At 32.8% G+C, this 16,320-nt stretch carries 16 protein-coding genes; 10 read left to right on the top strand and 6 right to left on the bottom strand.

Features of this window, described 5'->3' with window-relative positions; all coding sequences use genetic code 11:
• Positions 1-121 precede the first annotated feature (121 nt).
• On the top strand, positions 122-874 hold the full coding sequence (locus NHF47_RS01585; protein ID WP_252763275.1) for a UDP-2,3-diacylglucosamine diphosphatase: 753 nt from the start codon (positions 122-124) through the stop codon (positions 872-874).
• On the opposite strand, the gene NHF47_RS01590 is transcribed toward NHF47_RS01585, so the two are convergent.
• Together NHF47_RS01590 and recJ are read right to left on the bottom strand one after the other, a co-directional pair.
• Positions 871-2,139, bottom strand: a complete 1,269-nt coding sequence (locus tag NHF47_RS01590) for an MFS transporter (RefSeq protein WP_252763276.1) — start codon at positions 2,137-2,139, stop codon at positions 871-873. The genes NHF47_RS01585 and NHF47_RS01590 overlap by 4 nt on opposite strands.
• Positions 2,132-3,841: a single-stranded-DNA-specific exonuclease RecJ gene (recJ, locus tag NHF47_RS01595; RefSeq protein WP_252763277.1), complete on the bottom strand. Its 1,710-nt coding sequence runs from the start codon at positions 3,839-3,841 to the stop codon at positions 2,132-2,134. Before recJ ends, NHF47_RS01590 begins: the two co-directional genes overlap by 8 nt.
• A 140-nt stretch (positions 3,842-3,981) precedes the next feature.
• On the opposite strand from recJ, the gene ade reads away from it, so the two are divergent.
• Together ade and NHF47_RS01605 are read left to right on the top strand one after the other, a co-directional pair.
• Entirely contained in the window at positions 3,982-5,604 is a 1,623-nt protein-coding gene (ade, locus tag NHF47_RS01600; protein ID WP_252763278.1) for an adenine deaminase, read from the top strand.
• Between the two features lie 96 nt (positions 5,605-5,700).
• Positions 5,701-6,054, top strand: coding sequence for a hypothetical protein (locus tag NHF47_RS01605; RefSeq protein WP_252763279.1), 354 nt, complete (start codon positions 5,701-5,703; stop codon positions 6,052-6,054).
• A 27-nt stretch (positions 6,055-6,081) separates the two neighbouring features.
• Here NHF47_RS01605 and NHF47_RS01610 read toward each other — a convergent pair whose 3' ends face one another.
• Together NHF47_RS01610 and NHF47_RS01615 are read right to left on the bottom strand one after the other, a co-directional pair.
• On the bottom strand, positions 6,082-6,420 hold the full coding sequence (locus NHF47_RS01610) for a HopJ type III effector protein (protein WP_252763280.1): 339 nt from the start codon (positions 6,418-6,420) through the stop codon (positions 6,082-6,084).
• Between the two features lie 13 nt (positions 6,421-6,433).
• Positions 6,434-6,859, bottom strand: coding sequence for an OsmC family protein (locus NHF47_RS01615; RefSeq protein WP_252763281.1), 426 nt, complete (start codon positions 6,857-6,859; stop codon positions 6,434-6,436).
• Between the two features lie 112 nt (positions 6,860-6,971).
• Here NHF47_RS01615 and NHF47_RS01620 point away from each other — a divergent pair, with 112 nt between their 5' ends.
• Positions 6,972-7,202: a hypothetical protein gene (locus tag NHF47_RS01620; protein WP_252763282.1), complete on the top strand. Its 231-nt coding sequence runs from the start codon at positions 6,972-6,974 to the stop codon at positions 7,200-7,202.
• 54 nt (positions 7,203-7,256) lie between these two features.
• Here the strand turns inward: NHF47_RS01620 and rsmI are convergent, their stop codons facing one another.
• Positions 7,257-7,934: a 16S rRNA (cytidine(1402)-2'-O)-methyltransferase gene (gene rsmI, locus NHF47_RS01625; protein ID WP_252763283.1), complete on the bottom strand. Its 678-nt coding sequence runs from the start codon at positions 7,932-7,934 to the stop codon at positions 7,257-7,259.
• Between the two features lie 3 nt (positions 7,935-7,937).
• Positions 7,938-8,777, bottom strand: coding sequence for a hypothetical protein (locus NHF47_RS01630; protein WP_252763284.1), 840 nt, complete (start codon positions 8,775-8,777; stop codon positions 7,938-7,940).
• A gap of 102 nt (positions 8,778-8,879) precedes the next feature.
• Between NHF47_RS01630 and NHF47_RS01635 the strand changes: the two genes are divergently transcribed.
• From NHF47_RS01635 to NHF47_RS01660, 6 genes are all read left to right on the top strand, one after another.
• A complete protein-coding gene (locus NHF47_RS01635) occupies positions 8,880-9,476 on the top strand; it encodes a thymidine kinase (RefSeq protein WP_130736295.1) in 597 nt (198 codons plus the stop codon).
• A complete protein-coding gene (locus NHF47_RS01640; protein ID WP_252763285.1) occupies positions 9,477-11,921 on the top strand; it encodes a bifunctional UDP-N-acetylmuramoyl-tripeptide:D-alanyl-D-alanine ligase/alanine racemase in 2,445 nt (814 codons plus the stop codon).
• A 65-nt stretch (positions 11,922-11,986) separates the two neighbouring features.
• Positions 11,987-12,406: a large conductance mechanosensitive channel protein MscL gene (mscL, locus tag NHF47_RS01645; RefSeq protein ID WP_252763286.1), complete on the top strand. Its 420-nt coding sequence runs from the start codon at positions 11,987-11,989 to the stop codon at positions 12,404-12,406.
• Between the two features lie 155 nt (positions 12,407-12,561).
• Positions 12,562-13,551: an aspartate-semialdehyde dehydrogenase gene (locus NHF47_RS01650; RefSeq protein ID WP_252763287.1), complete on the top strand. Its 990-nt coding sequence runs from the start codon at positions 12,562-12,564 to the stop codon at positions 13,549-13,551.
• Positions 13,552-13,645: 94 nt separating this feature from the next.
• Complete coding sequence (locus NHF47_RS01655; protein WP_252763288.1) at positions 13,646-13,984, top strand: hypothetical protein; 339 nt, start codon at positions 13,646-13,648, stop codon at positions 13,982-13,984.
• 95 nt (positions 13,985-14,079) lie between these two features.
• Positions 14,080-16,284, top strand: coding sequence for a TonB-dependent receptor (locus NHF47_RS01660; protein WP_252763289.1), 2,205 nt, complete (start codon positions 14,080-14,082; stop codon positions 16,282-16,284).
• The last annotated feature ends 36 nt before the right edge of the window (positions 16,285-16,320 follow it).

The raw sequence follows: 16,320 nt of genomic DNA on the forward strand, positions 1-16,320 counted from the left end.
AATGCTATTAAATATCTACCGACGAAATGTAACTTTTCATCGTTAAAATGCATTTTTTAAGTTTCTAAATCTTTATATTTTTTTTGCTTATTTTTGTCTCTCAAAATCAATTGCAAAACCTTTGAAAAAAACATCCAAAATTTACTTCGCTTCAGACCAACATTTAGGTGCTCCAACTCCTGAAAAAAGCTTCCCTAGAGAACAAAAATTTGTAGCGTGGTTAGATTATGTAAAACAAGATGCTACGGCTATTTTTTTATTAGGTGACTTGTTTGATTTTTGGTTTGAATACAAAACTGTAGTTCCAAAAGGTTTTGTTCGGGTTTTAGGAAAACTAGCAGAAATAAGAGATTCTGGAATTCCAATCTATTTTTTTGTAGGAAATCATGATTTATGGATGCACGATTATTTTGAAAAAGAATTAAACATTCCTGTTTATCATGATAATCAAGAATTTACATTTAATGAAAAAACTTTTTTAATAGGTCATGGAGACGGAAAAGGACCTGGCGACAAAGGCTATAAAAGAATGAAAAAAGTGTTTACCAACTCTTTTTCAAAATGGCTTTTTAGATGGTTACATCCTGATATTGGAGTTCGTTTAGCACAATATTTATCTGTTAAAAACAAATTGATTTCTGGAGCAGAAGATGTTAAATTTTTAGGAGAGGAAAACGAGTGGCTTGTTCAATATGCCAAACGAAAATTGGAAACTAAAAACTATAATTATTTTGTTTTTGGACATCGCCATTTACCCATGATTATCGACCTAAATGAAAACTCAAAGTATATTAATCTTGGAGATTGGATTGGTTATTTTACTTATGGGGTTTTTGACGGAGAACATTTTGAATTAAAAGATTTTAAAAATTAAGATTCTTTTTCCAAGTCCTCCACTTCTTTTTCTAGATCCAAATTTCTAAATTTCGGTGACACATAAGCGGTTACCAAAACTGTTCCAATGGTCATACATCCACCAAAAACAACAGCTCTCACGGCACCCATTAACTTAGCTGTTACTCCACTTTCAAAAGCACCTAATTCGTTAGAAGAACCAACAAAAATTGAATTCACAGACGAGACCCTTCCTCTCATGTGATCTGGGGTATGTAATTGTAAAATAGTACTTCGAATAACCACAGATACCCCATCTGCGACTCCACTTAAGAACAACGCAAAGACTGAAACCCAGAAAATTTCCGATACACCAAAAAGGATGATACTTCCACCAAAAATGAATATCGCAATCAATAATTTTTTCCCTGCATTTTTATTCAATGAAAAATAGGCAGAAGTTAACATAGTTATAATAGACCCAACAGCTGGAGCTGCTCTTAAAATTCCAAAACCTTCCGAACCAACCTTTAAAATATCTTGTGCAAAAATGGGCAATAAAGCAACAGCTCCACCAAATAAGACAGCAAACATATCTAAAGAAATAGCACCTAAAATAGTTTGATTCTTAAATACAAAATCAAGTCCCGCGAGTAAACTTTTAAAAACAGGCTCGCCAATTTTCGGATTTAAAATGGGTTTTCTTTTAATTTGACTTAAACCCAATAATGCAAAAAGTGTAAATCCAAAAACCAAACACATAGACCAATGTACTCCAATAAGTCCAATAGAAATTCCTGCAACAGCTGGTCCAAAAACGGAACCCATTTGCCAAGTGGAACTACTCCAAGTAGCAGCATTAGGATAATGCTTCTTTGGAACAATTAAAGACAATAAAGAAAAGACAGTAGGGCCAATAAAAGCACGAACAAATCCTCCAAAAAAAACTAAAACATAAATAATTACTAATGTATTTGAAAGAGAAAGTGATTCTTGTATGCTTGGAACCGTAATTAGAAACAAACCTAAACTAATAATAGAAAAACCTAAAAGACATTTAACTAATAAAGTTTTCTTTTCTCTTTGGTCGACAATATGACCGGCAAACAAGGCAGTCAATACTGCAGGAGCAAATTCAATTAAACCAATTAAGGCTAGTTTCCATGGGTCTTTTGTAATACTATATACTTCCCATTCAATAATTACAAATTGCATGGCCCAAGCAAAAACCATAGCAAAACGCATGAATAAGAAAAAACGAAATTCTTTAAAACGCAAGGCTGCGTAAGGGTCTTTTTTAGCCATTATACTCTTTTATTGCTCTAATATTCAATTGTAAACTCACTTGATTATTCCATTCATTTTCATCCACTACATATGCCATTTGAAATTCTTTTTTATCTTGTACCAAAGGAAAATATTTTCCTAATCCAAAACCAATCGCACCAATACCTGCATCTTGTGAATCATCATATTGCTTTACATACATTTTCAAATGCTCACCTTCACTACCTAATGTTTTGGCAAAACCCGTATCAAAGACAGAGGTGCTCATAAAAACAGGATGCATATTTTGAGGACCAAAAGGTTCAAATTCTTTTAAAATTCGAATTAATTTTGGTGTAATATCAGAAAAATCAATTTCCATATCTATTGTAATTTCAGGAATCAATAGTTCTGGATTAATAGTATCTTTTACCACATCCTCAAAGGCTTGCTTAAAAACTGAATACTTTTCTTCCTTTAATGTCATTCCTGCAGCATACATATGACCTCCAAACTGATCTAAATGATGTGCACACGCTTCCAAGGCCTGATACACATCAAAATCTTGAACGGATCGTGCTGAAGCCGCTAATTTATCACCACTTTTGGTAAAAACTAAAGTAGGCCTGTAATACGTTTCGGTTAAACGGGAAGCCACTATTCCAATCACCCCTTTATGCCAATTTTCATCATACACTACTGTTGTAAACCGAGATTCTTCTTTGTTTTCTTTAATTTGATGAAGGGCTTCTTGGGTTATTTGTTTGTCTAAACCTCTTCGTTCTGCATTGTTTTCTTCAATTTCTTGAGCAAAGGTTTCGGCTTGTTTTAAATCGAACTCGGTTAACAACTGAACCGCATAATCACCATGCTTTATTCTACCTGCTGCATTAATTCTTGGTGCTACTATAAAAACCACATCCGTTATAGTTAAAGTTTTCTTTTTCACATTTTGAACTAAGGCTTTAATTCCGGGTCTTGGATTCGTATTGATAACTTCCAATCCAAATTTAGCTAAAACCCTATTTTCACCAGTCATGGGGACGATATCTGCAGCAATAGCTGTAGCCACTAAATCCAAATACGGTACTAAGTCCTGAATCGTTTGCCCCTTATTTCTCCCTAAAGCTTGTATCAATTTAAACCCTACTCCACAACCGCACAATTCATCATAAGGATAGGTGCAATCTTCTCTTTTTGGATCTAAAACAGCAACTGCATCTGGTAAAACGGCTCCAGGTCGATGGTGATCACAAATTATAAAATCAATTCCTTTTTCTTTGGCATAAGCCACATGATCAACTGATTTAATCCCACAATCTAAAGCTATAATTAGTGAAAAACCATTATCTTCTGCAAAATCAATTCCTTGAAATGACACACCATATCCTTCTAAATAACGATCTGGAATATAAGTGGCTACATTGGAATAATCCGTTTTTAAATAACTTGAAACTAAGGAAACTGCTGTTGTTCCGTCAACATCATAATCTCCAAAAACTAAAATATTTTCTTGATTTGCGATGGCAGTTTCAATACGAGACACTGCTTTATCCATATCTTTCATTAAATACGGATCGTGAAGATCATTTAAAGTGGGACGGAAAAAAGATTTGGCTTGTTCAAACGTTTCAATGCCTCTTTGAACTAATAAGGTAGCAATGATTTCGTCTACCTGAAGGACTTCTTGTAAGGCTTGTACTTTTTCTTTATTTGGCTTTGATTTTAAGTTCCAACGCATGTTTATTAATTTTAGGAATTTGAGTTTTCTTTTTGGCTTATACAATTGAAAAACAAATTTACTATTAAAATTGATGCTGGCTTATTTTCATACCAATAAAATTTAGTTAATTTTGAACTTATTACTTTCAAAACTAAAGCATGCAAATTCAAGGACAAATTGTAGATATCGCAAACAAAAAAATATTTTCAGGAGAAATTACCGTTGAAAATGGAAAAATTATATCCATTGTAGCCAAAGAACATCAAGTAAAAAACTACATTCTTCCTGGATTCATCGATGCTCATATTCATATTGAAAGTTCCATGTTAGTTCCTTCAGAATTTGCTAAAATTGCTGTATTACATGGCACTACTGGTACCATTTCTGATCCACATGAAATCGCAAATGTATTAGGAAAAGAAGGGGTGTATTATATGATTGAAAACAGTAAGAAAGTACCTTTAAAATTTCATTTTGGAGCACCCTCTTGTGTTCCTGCAACCTTTTTTGAAACAGCTGGTGCCGTTATAGATGCAAATGATATCAAAGAATTATTAGCCTCCCCAGATATTCATTATTTAGCAGAAATGATGAATTATCCTGGTGTTTTATTTGATGATGCCGAAGTGTTGAAAAAAATGGAATGGGCCAAACACTTTAACAAACCGGTAGACGGTCATGCTCCTGGCTTACGAGGTGAATCTTTACAAAAATATATTGCTGCTGGAATTACAACAGACCACGAGTGTTTTACCTATGAAGAAGCTAGTGAAAAATTAGCACTTGGCATGAAAGTAATTATTCGGGAAGGAAGTGCTGCTAAAAATTTCGAAGCTTTGATTGATTTATTGCCAGAGCATTATGAAAACATGATGTTTTGTTCCGATGATAAGCATCCAGATGATTTAATTGTGAGTCATATTAACGCATTATGTGCTAGAGCTGTAAAAAAGGGAATCGATGTTTTTAAAGTATTGCAAGCTGCTTGTATCAACCCCGTACATCATTATAACATGAATGTAGGTATACTTCGTGAAGATGATTTTGCTGATTTTATCGTAGTAGAAGATTTAGTTGATTTTCAAGTTAAACAAACCTATATAAATGGTGTATTGGTGGCCGAAAATGGCACTTCTAAAATACAAGATATTCATTTTGAAACGCCTAATAATTTTAGCACTTCTTTTAAAAAACCAGAAGATTTTGAAATGAAGAGTTCAGCTAAAACCATTCGCATAATTGAAGCCTTAGAAGGACAATTAATTACCAATGAACTCCATCATAACGCTTTTTTGAAAGAGGGTAAATTAGTTTCAGACACGGAAAATGATATTTTAAAAATGGCTGTAGTAAATCGGTATGAAAATGCTCCAATAGCAGTAGCTTTCATTAAAAATTTCGGTTTAAAAGAAGGAGCTATAGCGAGTTCGGTTGCACATGATTGCCACAATATTGTTGTCGTAGGTACTTCTGACGAAGAAATTTGTAGCGCTGTTAACCTCTTGATCGAAAACAAAGGTGGCGTTTGTGCTGTAAACGGTGCTGAAAAAAAGGTATTATCTTTACCTGTTGCAGGTATTATGAGTGCTAAAGACGGTTGGGAAACGGGCAAATTATACCAAGAAATTGATGCAAAAGCCAAAGCATATGGTAGTACCTTGCATGCTCCTTTTATGACACTTTCTTTTATGGCATTATTAGTTATTCCAGATTTAAAACTCTCTGATAAAGGTTTGTTCAGTGGAAATAGTTTTTCTTTCGTGGATTTGCAAGTCGAATAAATGAAAAAGTTTACAGTTCTTGTTTTTTTGATTTTTGCCATTCTTAGCAACTGTAAATCGAGCAAAGAAAATATATCCTATTTATTTCCTTCCAAAATGAAGGTTATTACAAACACAGAAATAGATTCGTTATGCGATAAAGTTTTCACTCTACAAAGTAGTTTTTCAAGTGAAAAAAAGCTGCAAAACATACCATTAGATTCGGTAGTTTTTAAAAAAGAGGGCAGTATTTATTCTTTCAATAAAAAAGTAGGCACTTGGCAAACAGACAGAACAATTTATTTATCAAATTACAAAAGAAAGTTCTATTTCAATTATATTACAAAGAATAGCTTAAGAATATATTCGAGATACCAAATCGAAAAAGATACCACTTTAAAACAAATACGAATTCGATTAGTAAGCGAAACAAACAGGGAACCTGAGCCTGAAAATGATTTTGATTTTTAAAAAATCATTATTTTGTATTTCTCACTATTATTTCAATTCCAAAGCTTTTCCCTCAAAAGAAATAGCTTCCCAACCCGATTTGATAAAATTTCTAATATTTTGATGATCCATTTCATCTGGTGTTACTAGTACTTTTTGATAATGTTCCCCAAATAAAAACAAGGTTTCTTTCGCTTCTAATTGGTACATTTTAGCGAAAGCCAACACTTTACACGAACCATTATTGGTATTGGCTTCGTTTGTTACAGTTCCATTTGTAAAACGTGTTGGTGTAAATTCAAAATAGGCATCTATAGTTGCAATTACTTCTGAGAAGGCTACAATTTCAGCTTTTTGAACTGCTTCAATCAAATTAGAAATCGTCATATAAATGAAGGAATTAGTCGTGATGAAAAAAAGTTTTTATATCTATTTTGGCAAATTGTCGAAACATTTCCATAACACCACAATATTTTTCCACCGATAAATTCACCGCTTTTTGAAGTTTATTTTCATCTAGATTTTTTCCATAAAAATGATATTCAACGGTAACCTCATCATACACTTTTGGATGCTCTTCGGTTAAATTGGCAATGGTTTCTATTTTAAAATCGGTTACTTCTAGCTTCATTTTTTCAATTAAGGAAGCCACATCCAAACCCGAACAACCTGCTAAGGAAGATAATAGTAAGGCTTTTGGTCGTAAACCGGCTCCTGCTCCACCATGTTCTGGAGCGGCATTGATTAAAAAAGTTTCCCCACTAGGATTTGTAGATTCAAATTGCATTTTCTCTTTCCAAGTAGTAGTTGTAGTTTGTGTTGTCATAATATAGTATTTCTTACAAATTTACAGCTTTTACAAAAGTGTAACAGAAAAAAACAGTTTTCGTTATTAATGATAAGAAACAAGTATTTTATTAATTTTAAAAAAGATTCAAATGGTAACAATTATTAACAATGTTAAACTTCTAAAAGAAAGTGAAAATGATTTTTTTAATTCTATTTTTTTAGAAACAAAAAACATGCTTGAGAGTGAACTTGCAAAAAATGAATGTGAAGGAATAATCATTATTGATGGAACTCCATTCAATTATAGTTTTAAAATTAAGTCAAAAGATGAAAGTTCTGCTATAACTTTAGAATCAATCATTAATAAACTATTTGATTAAAATTATTTTTTAAGTCAAAGTGAGCATTTCAAACAGTTCTCTTTAATTTCAATATCATTTCAAACTTTTCCCAGCTACACAAACCACAATTTCTCCTTTTGCGGGTTTAGCTTCAAAATGTTGTAAAACTTCTTCCGCTGTACCACGAATTGTTTCTTCATGCAGTTTGGATAATTCTCTGGAAACTGTAACTTTTCGGTCGGCACCAAAATATTGGATAAATTCGGCTAATGTTTTATTCAATTTATGTGGCGAAACATACAAAATCATGGTTCGGGTTTCTTCTGCCAAGGCTAAAAAACGCGTTTGTCTTCCTTTTTTGTCGGGTAAAAATCCTTCAAAGACAAATTTATCATTGGGCAAACCACTATTTACCAAAGCCGGTACAAAAGCAGTGGCACCTGGCAAACATTCTACAGCCACACCATGTTCTACACACGCACGGGTTAGCAAAAAACCAGGATCGGAAATAGCAGGTGTTCCCGCATCACTAATTAAAGCAATGGTTTCACCCGCTTGCATTCGTTTTACTAAATTGTCCACTGTTTTATGCTCGTTGTGCATATGATGGCTGTGCATGGGTGTGTTGATTTCGAAATGCTTCAACAGTTTCCCACTATTGCGTGTATCTTCGGCTAAAATTAAATCCACTTCTTGAAGCACTTTAATGGCTCTAAAAGTCATATCTTCAAGATTTCCGATGGGCGTTGGTACTAAAAAAAGTTTTCCCATTTTTTAATTAAACTTGCGCTCAATAATTTCTAAAAAACGCGTTTCATATTCTTCTTTGCCTTCCCAATTATCGTAATCTGGTTTTACAAAATCATTGATAAAATCTTTGGCTTCTTCGAAAGAATCGAAAGTATTCAATTGCGATAAAACCCTATTGAAATCTTGCGCACTTCCGCCAAACAATCTTTTTTCAAAAGCAATACGATCATTTAATCCAAATGAAATACCGCGGGTCAATCTATCATTTAACGATAGGGTTCTCGGTTCTTCATCAAAAGTCTTTTTGGCTTCAAAAATAGTTTCAGGTTCCATTTTTTTTGGCTGAATGGTTGCTGCAACTTCTTCAACAGGTTTTTCTACCATTTCTTCAACAGGTTCAGCTACTTCTATTTTTTCAAAAGTCATATCGGGTGCTTTCTCTACTTCTTTTGCCACCTCTTCCACTTTTACAAAATCCACTTCTTTGTAATCGTCCATCGCAAGACCATCAAATAAAGCAGGTTGTTCTTTTTGCGCTTCCTCTTCTTTTAAAACAGGTTCCTCTTCTGTTTCTTCAACCTCCTCTACAACCGCTTCCTTCATTTCCACAGGCACTTCCGTTACAATTGGAGTTGTAGTTTTTGCTTCTTCAGCTACAACAGGCGTTTCCAATTTTGCTTCTAGTTCTTCTGGTGAAATTTCCGCTTTAATCGCTTCAAAATTTTCCTCATAAAAACGTAAAATCGTTAATTGTTCGTATAATTTCTTTGCTTCTTCTTGCAATTGTTTGGTTTCAGAACGATTTTTTAATTTTAAAACACGATGTGCAATACTGATTAATTCGGCTTCTAATTTTTTCTTCATAACTTTATAGAATAGAAATTGAATATATGGGTGGTTTTTTAATAAATTTGTTCCCATTACAAAAATAGCAGAAAATACTATTAATCGACTGAAAAAAACAAAATGTTTCTAGAAAATACAGTAAACCAATCTGAACAATTTGGCTGGATAGAAGTTATCTGCGGGTCGATGTTTTCAGGAAAAACAGAAGAGTTAATTCGACGTTTGAAAAGAGCACAATTTGCCAAACAAAAAGTAGAAATTTTCAAACCCGAAGTAGACACCCGTTATCATGATGAAATGGTGGTTTCACATGATGCGAATGAAATTCGTTCCACACCTGTTCCTGTAGCTGGAAACATTCGTATTTTAGCACAAGGCTGTGATGTAGTAGGTATTGATGAAGCCCAATTTTTTGACGACGAAATTGTATCCGTTTGTAACGATTTAGCCAATAGTGGCATTCGTGTTATTGTGGCGGGTTTGGATATGGATTTTAAAGGCAACCCTTTTGGTCCAATGCCAAATTTAATGGCTACAGCCGAATATGTAACGAAAGTACATGCGGTTTGTACGCGAACAGGAAATTTAGCCAACTATAGTTTTAGAAAATCTCAAGATGAAAAATTAGTTTTACTTGGAGAAACGGAAGAATACGAACCCCTAAGCAGAGCTGCCTTTTACAAAGCTTTAAAAGAAAACAAAGAAGCCAAAGAATAAGTGACCTTTTCTATTCAAAATATTATTCCACATCTCAACGCAAAAATCGCAGGTATAGCTGATGATTTTATCATTGAGAACATTTCAATTGACAGCCGATCGTTACAGAATAATGCTGGAACTTTATTTTTTGCATTAAAAGGACAAAACCATGACGGCCATCATTATATTGACGAACTGATTAAAAAAGGGGTTCGCTTTTTCGTAGTTGAAAAAGTACCTGAAAATTATGTAGATAAAGCCACTTTTTTAGCAGTTGAAAACACAACAGACGCTTTACAAAAAACAGCAAAATACTATCGCAACCTCTTTCATTTTCCTATCATTGGAATTACTGGAAGTAATGGCAAAACCATTGTTAAAGAATGGTTGAATTTCTTACTGAGTCCTGATTATACCATTGTAAGAAACCCAAAAAGTTACAATTCGCAAGTAGGTGTTCCTTTATCTATTTTTGGAACCAATGAAAATCACAATCTAGGTATTTTTGAAGCAGGTATTTCTCAAAAAGGAGAAATGATAAAACTGGAATCTATTATCAAACCAACTATTGGTGTTTTTACTCATTTAGGAGCTGCTCACGACGATGGTTTTAATTCGATTGAAGAAAAAGTCATTGAAAAAACCCAATTCTTTTCTTCTTGTGAAATTGTAATTCTTCCAAAAAATGAAACAGTTGAAAAACACATTCAAGTGCCTATCTTTACTTGGAGTCTTACGGATGAAAAAGCGACTGTTTTTGGGAGTATAAAAACCCAAGAAAACCAAAAAACCGTTATTCAAATACACTATCAAAACAACAGTTTTGAAGTAACGATTCCTTTTCAAGACAGTATCGCAGTAAACAATGCCATGACGTGTATGGCTACTTTATTGTATTTAAAAATGGACACTCCTATTATACAAGAGCGCATTCAAAAATTATATCCTGTTGAAATTAGGTTACAAGCCAAAAAAGGAATTAACGGTTGTGTGTTAATAGACGATTCCTATTCTTCAGACTACCAATCCTTAAAAATTGCTTTGGATTTCTTAGAGCAACAAAAATTACATTCTAAAAAGACCATCATACTTTCTGATATTTTCCAAGGAGGCTTACCTATTGATAAGCTCTATCAAAAAGTTGCATTGGCTATTCAAAATAATAATATTGACCGAATCATTGTCATTGGGGAAACCATTTCAAAATATTTATCGGAATTGCCCAATGTAATTGCTTTTGGTGCGACTATAGATTTTTTAAAACAGTTCAATACACAATCTTTTCAAAATGAAACCATTTTAATAAAAGGAGCACGAAGCTTCAACTTTGATGAAATTGTGGTGCTTCTAGAAGAAAAAAAGCACGAGACTGTTCTTGAAATTAATCTGGATGCTTTAACGCACAACCTCAATTTTTACAAATCAAAATTGAATTCCAACACCAAAATCATGGTGATGGTGAAAGCATTTGGTTATGGAAATGGTGGTTTTGAAATAGCCAAATTATTGGAACACAATTCCGTTGATTATTTAGGTGTCGCTTTTGCAGATGAAGGCATCGAATTGAGAAAAGCAGGCATTACGTTACCCATTATGGTGTTAAATCCTGAAAACAGTAGTTTTCCAGCGATGATTGCTTATGATTTAGAACCTGAAATTTATTCGATTACGGCTTTACAAGCCTTTTTACAATTGGCCCAACAAAAAAACATCACTTCCTATCCTATTCATATTAAATTAGATACTGGAATGCATCGTTTAGGATTTGAAGCAAATGATATAGATGCTTTAATTTCTCTATTGCGCAATAATAATTTTGTAACTGTGAAAAGTGTTTTTTCTCATTTATCAGCTTCAGATGACACCCAATTTGATGATTTTACTCAGTTACAATTTGAACGCTTTCATACACTTTCGCAAAAAATTATAAAAACCTTAGACATTCAACCTATTCGTCATATTTTAAACACTTCAGGTATTTTTAATTATGCCCAAGAAATGCAATTAGAAATGGTGCGATTGGGAATTGGATTATATGGCATGGGCAACTCAAAGTCAGAAAGGAATAACCTACAAAATGTAAGTACTTTAAAAAGTGTGATTTCTCAAATTAGAGAAGTTAAGGAAGGTGAAAGTATTGGTTACAGCCGAAAATTCATGGTGACTAAAAGGATGAAAGTAGCTACCATTCCTATAGGATATGCAGATGGTATTCGAAGAGCTTGGGGAAATGAAAAAGGGTATGTTGTCATAAAAAATCAAAAAGCTCCTATTTTAGGTAATATTTGTATGGACATGTTGATGGTAGAGGTTACTTCCATTTCTTGTATAGCAGGTGATGAAGTCATTATTTTTGGGGAAAACCCCAATATTACTGAAATTGCAACGGTAACAGAAACCATTCCTTACGAAATCTTAACAGGAATTTCACAACGTGTGAAACGCGTTTTTTACAAAAACTAAAATAATGTAAGTTTTTTTATTAAATTAGCTACACTTAACAAATTAACTAACTAAAATATCTTATTATGGGATTTTTCGCAGATTTTAAAGCATCATTAATGAAAGGTGATGTATTAAGTTTAGCTACAGCTGTTGTAATTGGTGGCGCTTTTGGAAAAATTGTAAGTTCTGCAGTTGATGATCTGATTATGCCAATTGTAGGTTTAATTACTGGAGGAGTCGATTTTACCACAAAATTCATCTCATTGAATGGAGAAAGTTATGCAACTCTTGATGCTGCAAAAGAAGCTGGAGCAGCTGTTATTACATATGGTAATTTTATTCAAGCTGTAATCAATTTCGTTATTATTTCTTTCTTTATCTTTATAGTACTAAGGGCTGCTGAAAAAGCTAAGAAAAAAGAAGAGGCTGCTCCTGCTGCACCAGCTGGACCAACACAAGAGGAATTATTAATTCAAATTAGAGATTTATTAAAAAATAAATAGTCCGCTACATTATATATTCTAACTAAACCCTGAAATCTATTCAGGGTATTTTTTTTTAAAAAATGTTACAAATATAAATTTTTGTGAAATATTTTTTTTTCTAGTAATTCTACCAAAATTATTCTATATTTTTGCATCACTAAATTCACAAAAAAATGAAAGTTGCAGTAGTTGGTGCTACCGGAATGGTTGGCGAGATCATGCTTAAAGTATTACAAGAAAGAAATTTTCCTGTAAGCGAATTAATTTTAGTTGCTTCTGAAAAATCGATTGGAAAAGAAGTAGCTTGGAATGGTAAAACGTATAAAGTAGTTGGATTGCAAACCGCTGTTGACATGCAACCTGAAATTGCTGTTTTTTCTGCAGGAGGAGAAACTTCTTTACAATGGGCTCCAAAATTTGCGGAAGCAGGTACTACCGTTATTGATAATTCTTCGGCATGGAGAATGGATGCTACTAAAAAACTAGTCGTTCCAGAAATCAATGCTTCTGTATTAACAAAAGATGATAAAATTATTGCAAATCCTAACTGCTCTACCATTCAAATGGTTATGGCTTTGGCACCGCTGCATAAAAAATATAAAATTAAAAGAATTGTTGTTTCAACCTATCAATCCATTACAGGAACAGGTGTAAAAGCTGTGCAACAGTTAGAAAATGAATATGCTGGAGCGAAAGGTGAAATGGCCTATAAATATCAGATTCATAGAAATGCAATTCCACAATGTGATGTTTTTGAAAACAATGGGTATACGAAAGAAGAAATGAAATTAGTTCGTGAAACCCAAAAGATTTTAAATGATAAAACAATTGCAGTAACTGCTACGGCTATTCGTATTCCTGTAGTTGGCGGACACAGTGAAGCTGTAAATGTAGAATTTGAAAATGATTTTGATGTAGCAGAAGTAAGACAATTATTACATCAAACAGATGGGGTTACCGTTCAAGACAATTTAGATACATTTACTTATCCAATGCCTTTATATGCAGAAGGAAAAGACGATGTTTTTGTAGGAAGAATTCGTAGAGATGAAAGTCAGCCAAATACTTTAAATTTATGGATTGTTGCTGATAACCTTAGAAAAGGAGCTGCAACCAATACCATTCAAATAGCGGAATACTTACTTAAAAATAATTTAGTGTAATTTTTATATAAAAATTGTTAAATAAAGAGTATCCTTTTCAGATACTCTTTATTATTTTGCATCTATTTCATTTTTGTTTTTATATTTGTGATTCATGAAACAAAAGATTGCCATACTCAACTTTGCAGTAATGCTTGCGGTTATTTTAGCTGTGAGTTATCAATCTTTACATATTTTGCGTCATCATTCCAATCCTACAATTGAGAATCTTGATACTTCATCCAACAAAAAACACCTTCATATTCAAATTACAGAAAAAGAGCAATGTCACGTGTGTGATTTTAAATTCGCCTCTTTTTTGTCACCAAAAATCTTCACTTATTCTTTTTACTTCCCATTTAAAGAAAGTCCGTATTCTTTTAGTGTAAAAGAAGCCTTATCCTTCTTTAGTGGAAGTCTATTCTCTTTAAGAGGTCCGCCTAATTTCATTTAATTGTAGTACACTATTTTGCCAAAAAAGCAAAATACTTTTCACAGATAAACACCCTTATTTGTGAACTATTCCTATATATTATTAAATGAAATAAAATGAAAAACCTATTTTTATACATGCTACTTATAGTAGCTAGTTTTAGTTACGCTCAAAACACTTTAACCGGTACAATAACTTCAACAAACAATACGCCATTACAAAATGTTGCTGTTCATATTATTGAAAACAATTCTTATGCTGAAACCGACAGTAACGGTTTATATATTGTGACCAATATACCAAAAGGAAATATAACTGTTGTTGTATATTTATATGGATACGAACAAAAAACAGAAAAAATCAACAGTAATCAAAAAGAGGTTACGTTAAACTTTACTTTACAAGAAAAAGAACAACATTTAGATGAAATTGTAGTCTCTACTTCCTTTAACAAAATACAGTCTCAAAATGTAATGAAAGTAGAGCATCAAACTTTAAAACAAATGCAAGAAAATGGAGCTTCTTCTTTGATGGAAGGCGTAGCCTCTATTGCTGGAGTCAATCAAGTTTCAACAGGAGCCTCTATTGGTAAACCTGTTATAAGAGGATTAAGTTCCAATCGAGTGTTGGTTTATGCACAAGGGGTTCGTTTGGAAAACCAACAATTTGGAGAAGAACACGGTTTAGGATTAAGTGCTTCTGGAATTGAAAGTGTGGAAGTTATTAAAGGACCTGCTTCGCTTTTATATGGCTCCGATGCAATTGGAGGTGTTTTGTATTTCAATCCAGAAAAATTTGCGAAAAACAACACCTTTGCAACTAATGTAAATCAGCAATTCTATAGTAATACACAAGGCACCAATACTTCGTTTGGTTTTAAGGCTTCTCCCAATAACTGGAAATTATTATTGAGAGCCAATTATAATTCACAAGCAGATTATAAAATTCCTAATGGTGAACGCATTGTTAATACACGTTCAATTGAAAAAGATTTAAAATACGGACTAGGTTTTGCCAATTCTCATTTTTCAACTGATTTTAGATACAATTACAACAATTTAGATTTGGGATTACCAGAAGAAGACATAGAAGCATCTGATTTTAGAAAACCATTATTTCCAAAACAAGATATTGACAATCATATTTTAAGTCTTACGAATAAATTTTTCTTCAAAAATTCCAAAATTGAAGCTGATTTTGGTTATATCTTTAATAACCGAAAAGAATTAGAAGCTGTCGATGAAATTGCACTACACATGAAATTAAAAACAGCCAATTACAATCTAAAATATTATTTGCCTAAATGGAAAAATATAGAAACAATCATAGGCACACAAGGTATGCATCAAACGAATGAAAATTTTGGAGAAGAGCTATTAATTCCTAATGCTACTGTAAATGATTATGGTTTCTTTGTGACTTCTAATTATGAGTGGAATAAAAATGCTATACAAGCTGGTGTTCGCTATGATAGAAGAAACATTACAACATCAACACATGGAGAAGAAGGAGAAGAAGGTTATTTTGCTGCTATAGACAAACATTTTCAAAGCTTCAATTTTGCTTTAGGATATAAAACAACTCTTACCGATAAAATTATTTCAAGAATTAATTTAGCATCTGGTTTTAGAGCTCCTAATTTAGCCGAGCTTACTTCAAATGGCGTTCATGAAGGAAGTAACCGTTATGAAATAGGAAATTCCAATTTAAAAAACGAGCAAAACTTTCAAGTGGATGTAAATGTAGAATACAATAGCGAGCACTTTGAGTTTTTTATAAATGGTTTTTACAATCATATTACCAACTACATTTTTATTTCTCCTACTCAAGCAGTTCTAGATGATAACGATGTGTTTGAATACCTTCAAAACAATGCAACTTTGTTTGGTGGAGAAGCTGGAATTCATTTTCATCCACACCCTTTGGATTGGTTACACCTAAGAACCAGTTTTGAAACCGTAACTGGAAAACAAGAAAACGGAAACTTTTTACCTTTAATTCCAGCGAATCAAATTAAAAACAACATTCGAACTGAATTTCAGATTTCTGATTGGTTTACCAAAAACTATTGCTTTGCTCAAATTAATTACACCTTCAATCAGAACAATGTAAGTGCATTTGAAACACGTTCGTTAGACTATACTTTAGTTAATTTAGGTTTTGGTGGAACGATAAAAATCAATAAAAATACTTTTGGGATTTATTTAAATGCAAACAACATTTTAGACAAAACCTACATTGCGCATTTATCACGATTGAAAAACGATGGTATTCCAAACATGGGTAGAACTATTATTTTAGGCTTGAATTTTGATTTTTAAGTTACAGAATAAACAAATTTTATCCAATTAGGTTTC

Origin of the sequence: Flavobacterium sp. NRK F7 (genome assembly GCF_024054195.1) — a bacterium.
Lineage (GTDB): Bacteria > Bacteroidota > Bacteroidia > Flavobacteriales > Flavobacteriaceae > Flavobacterium.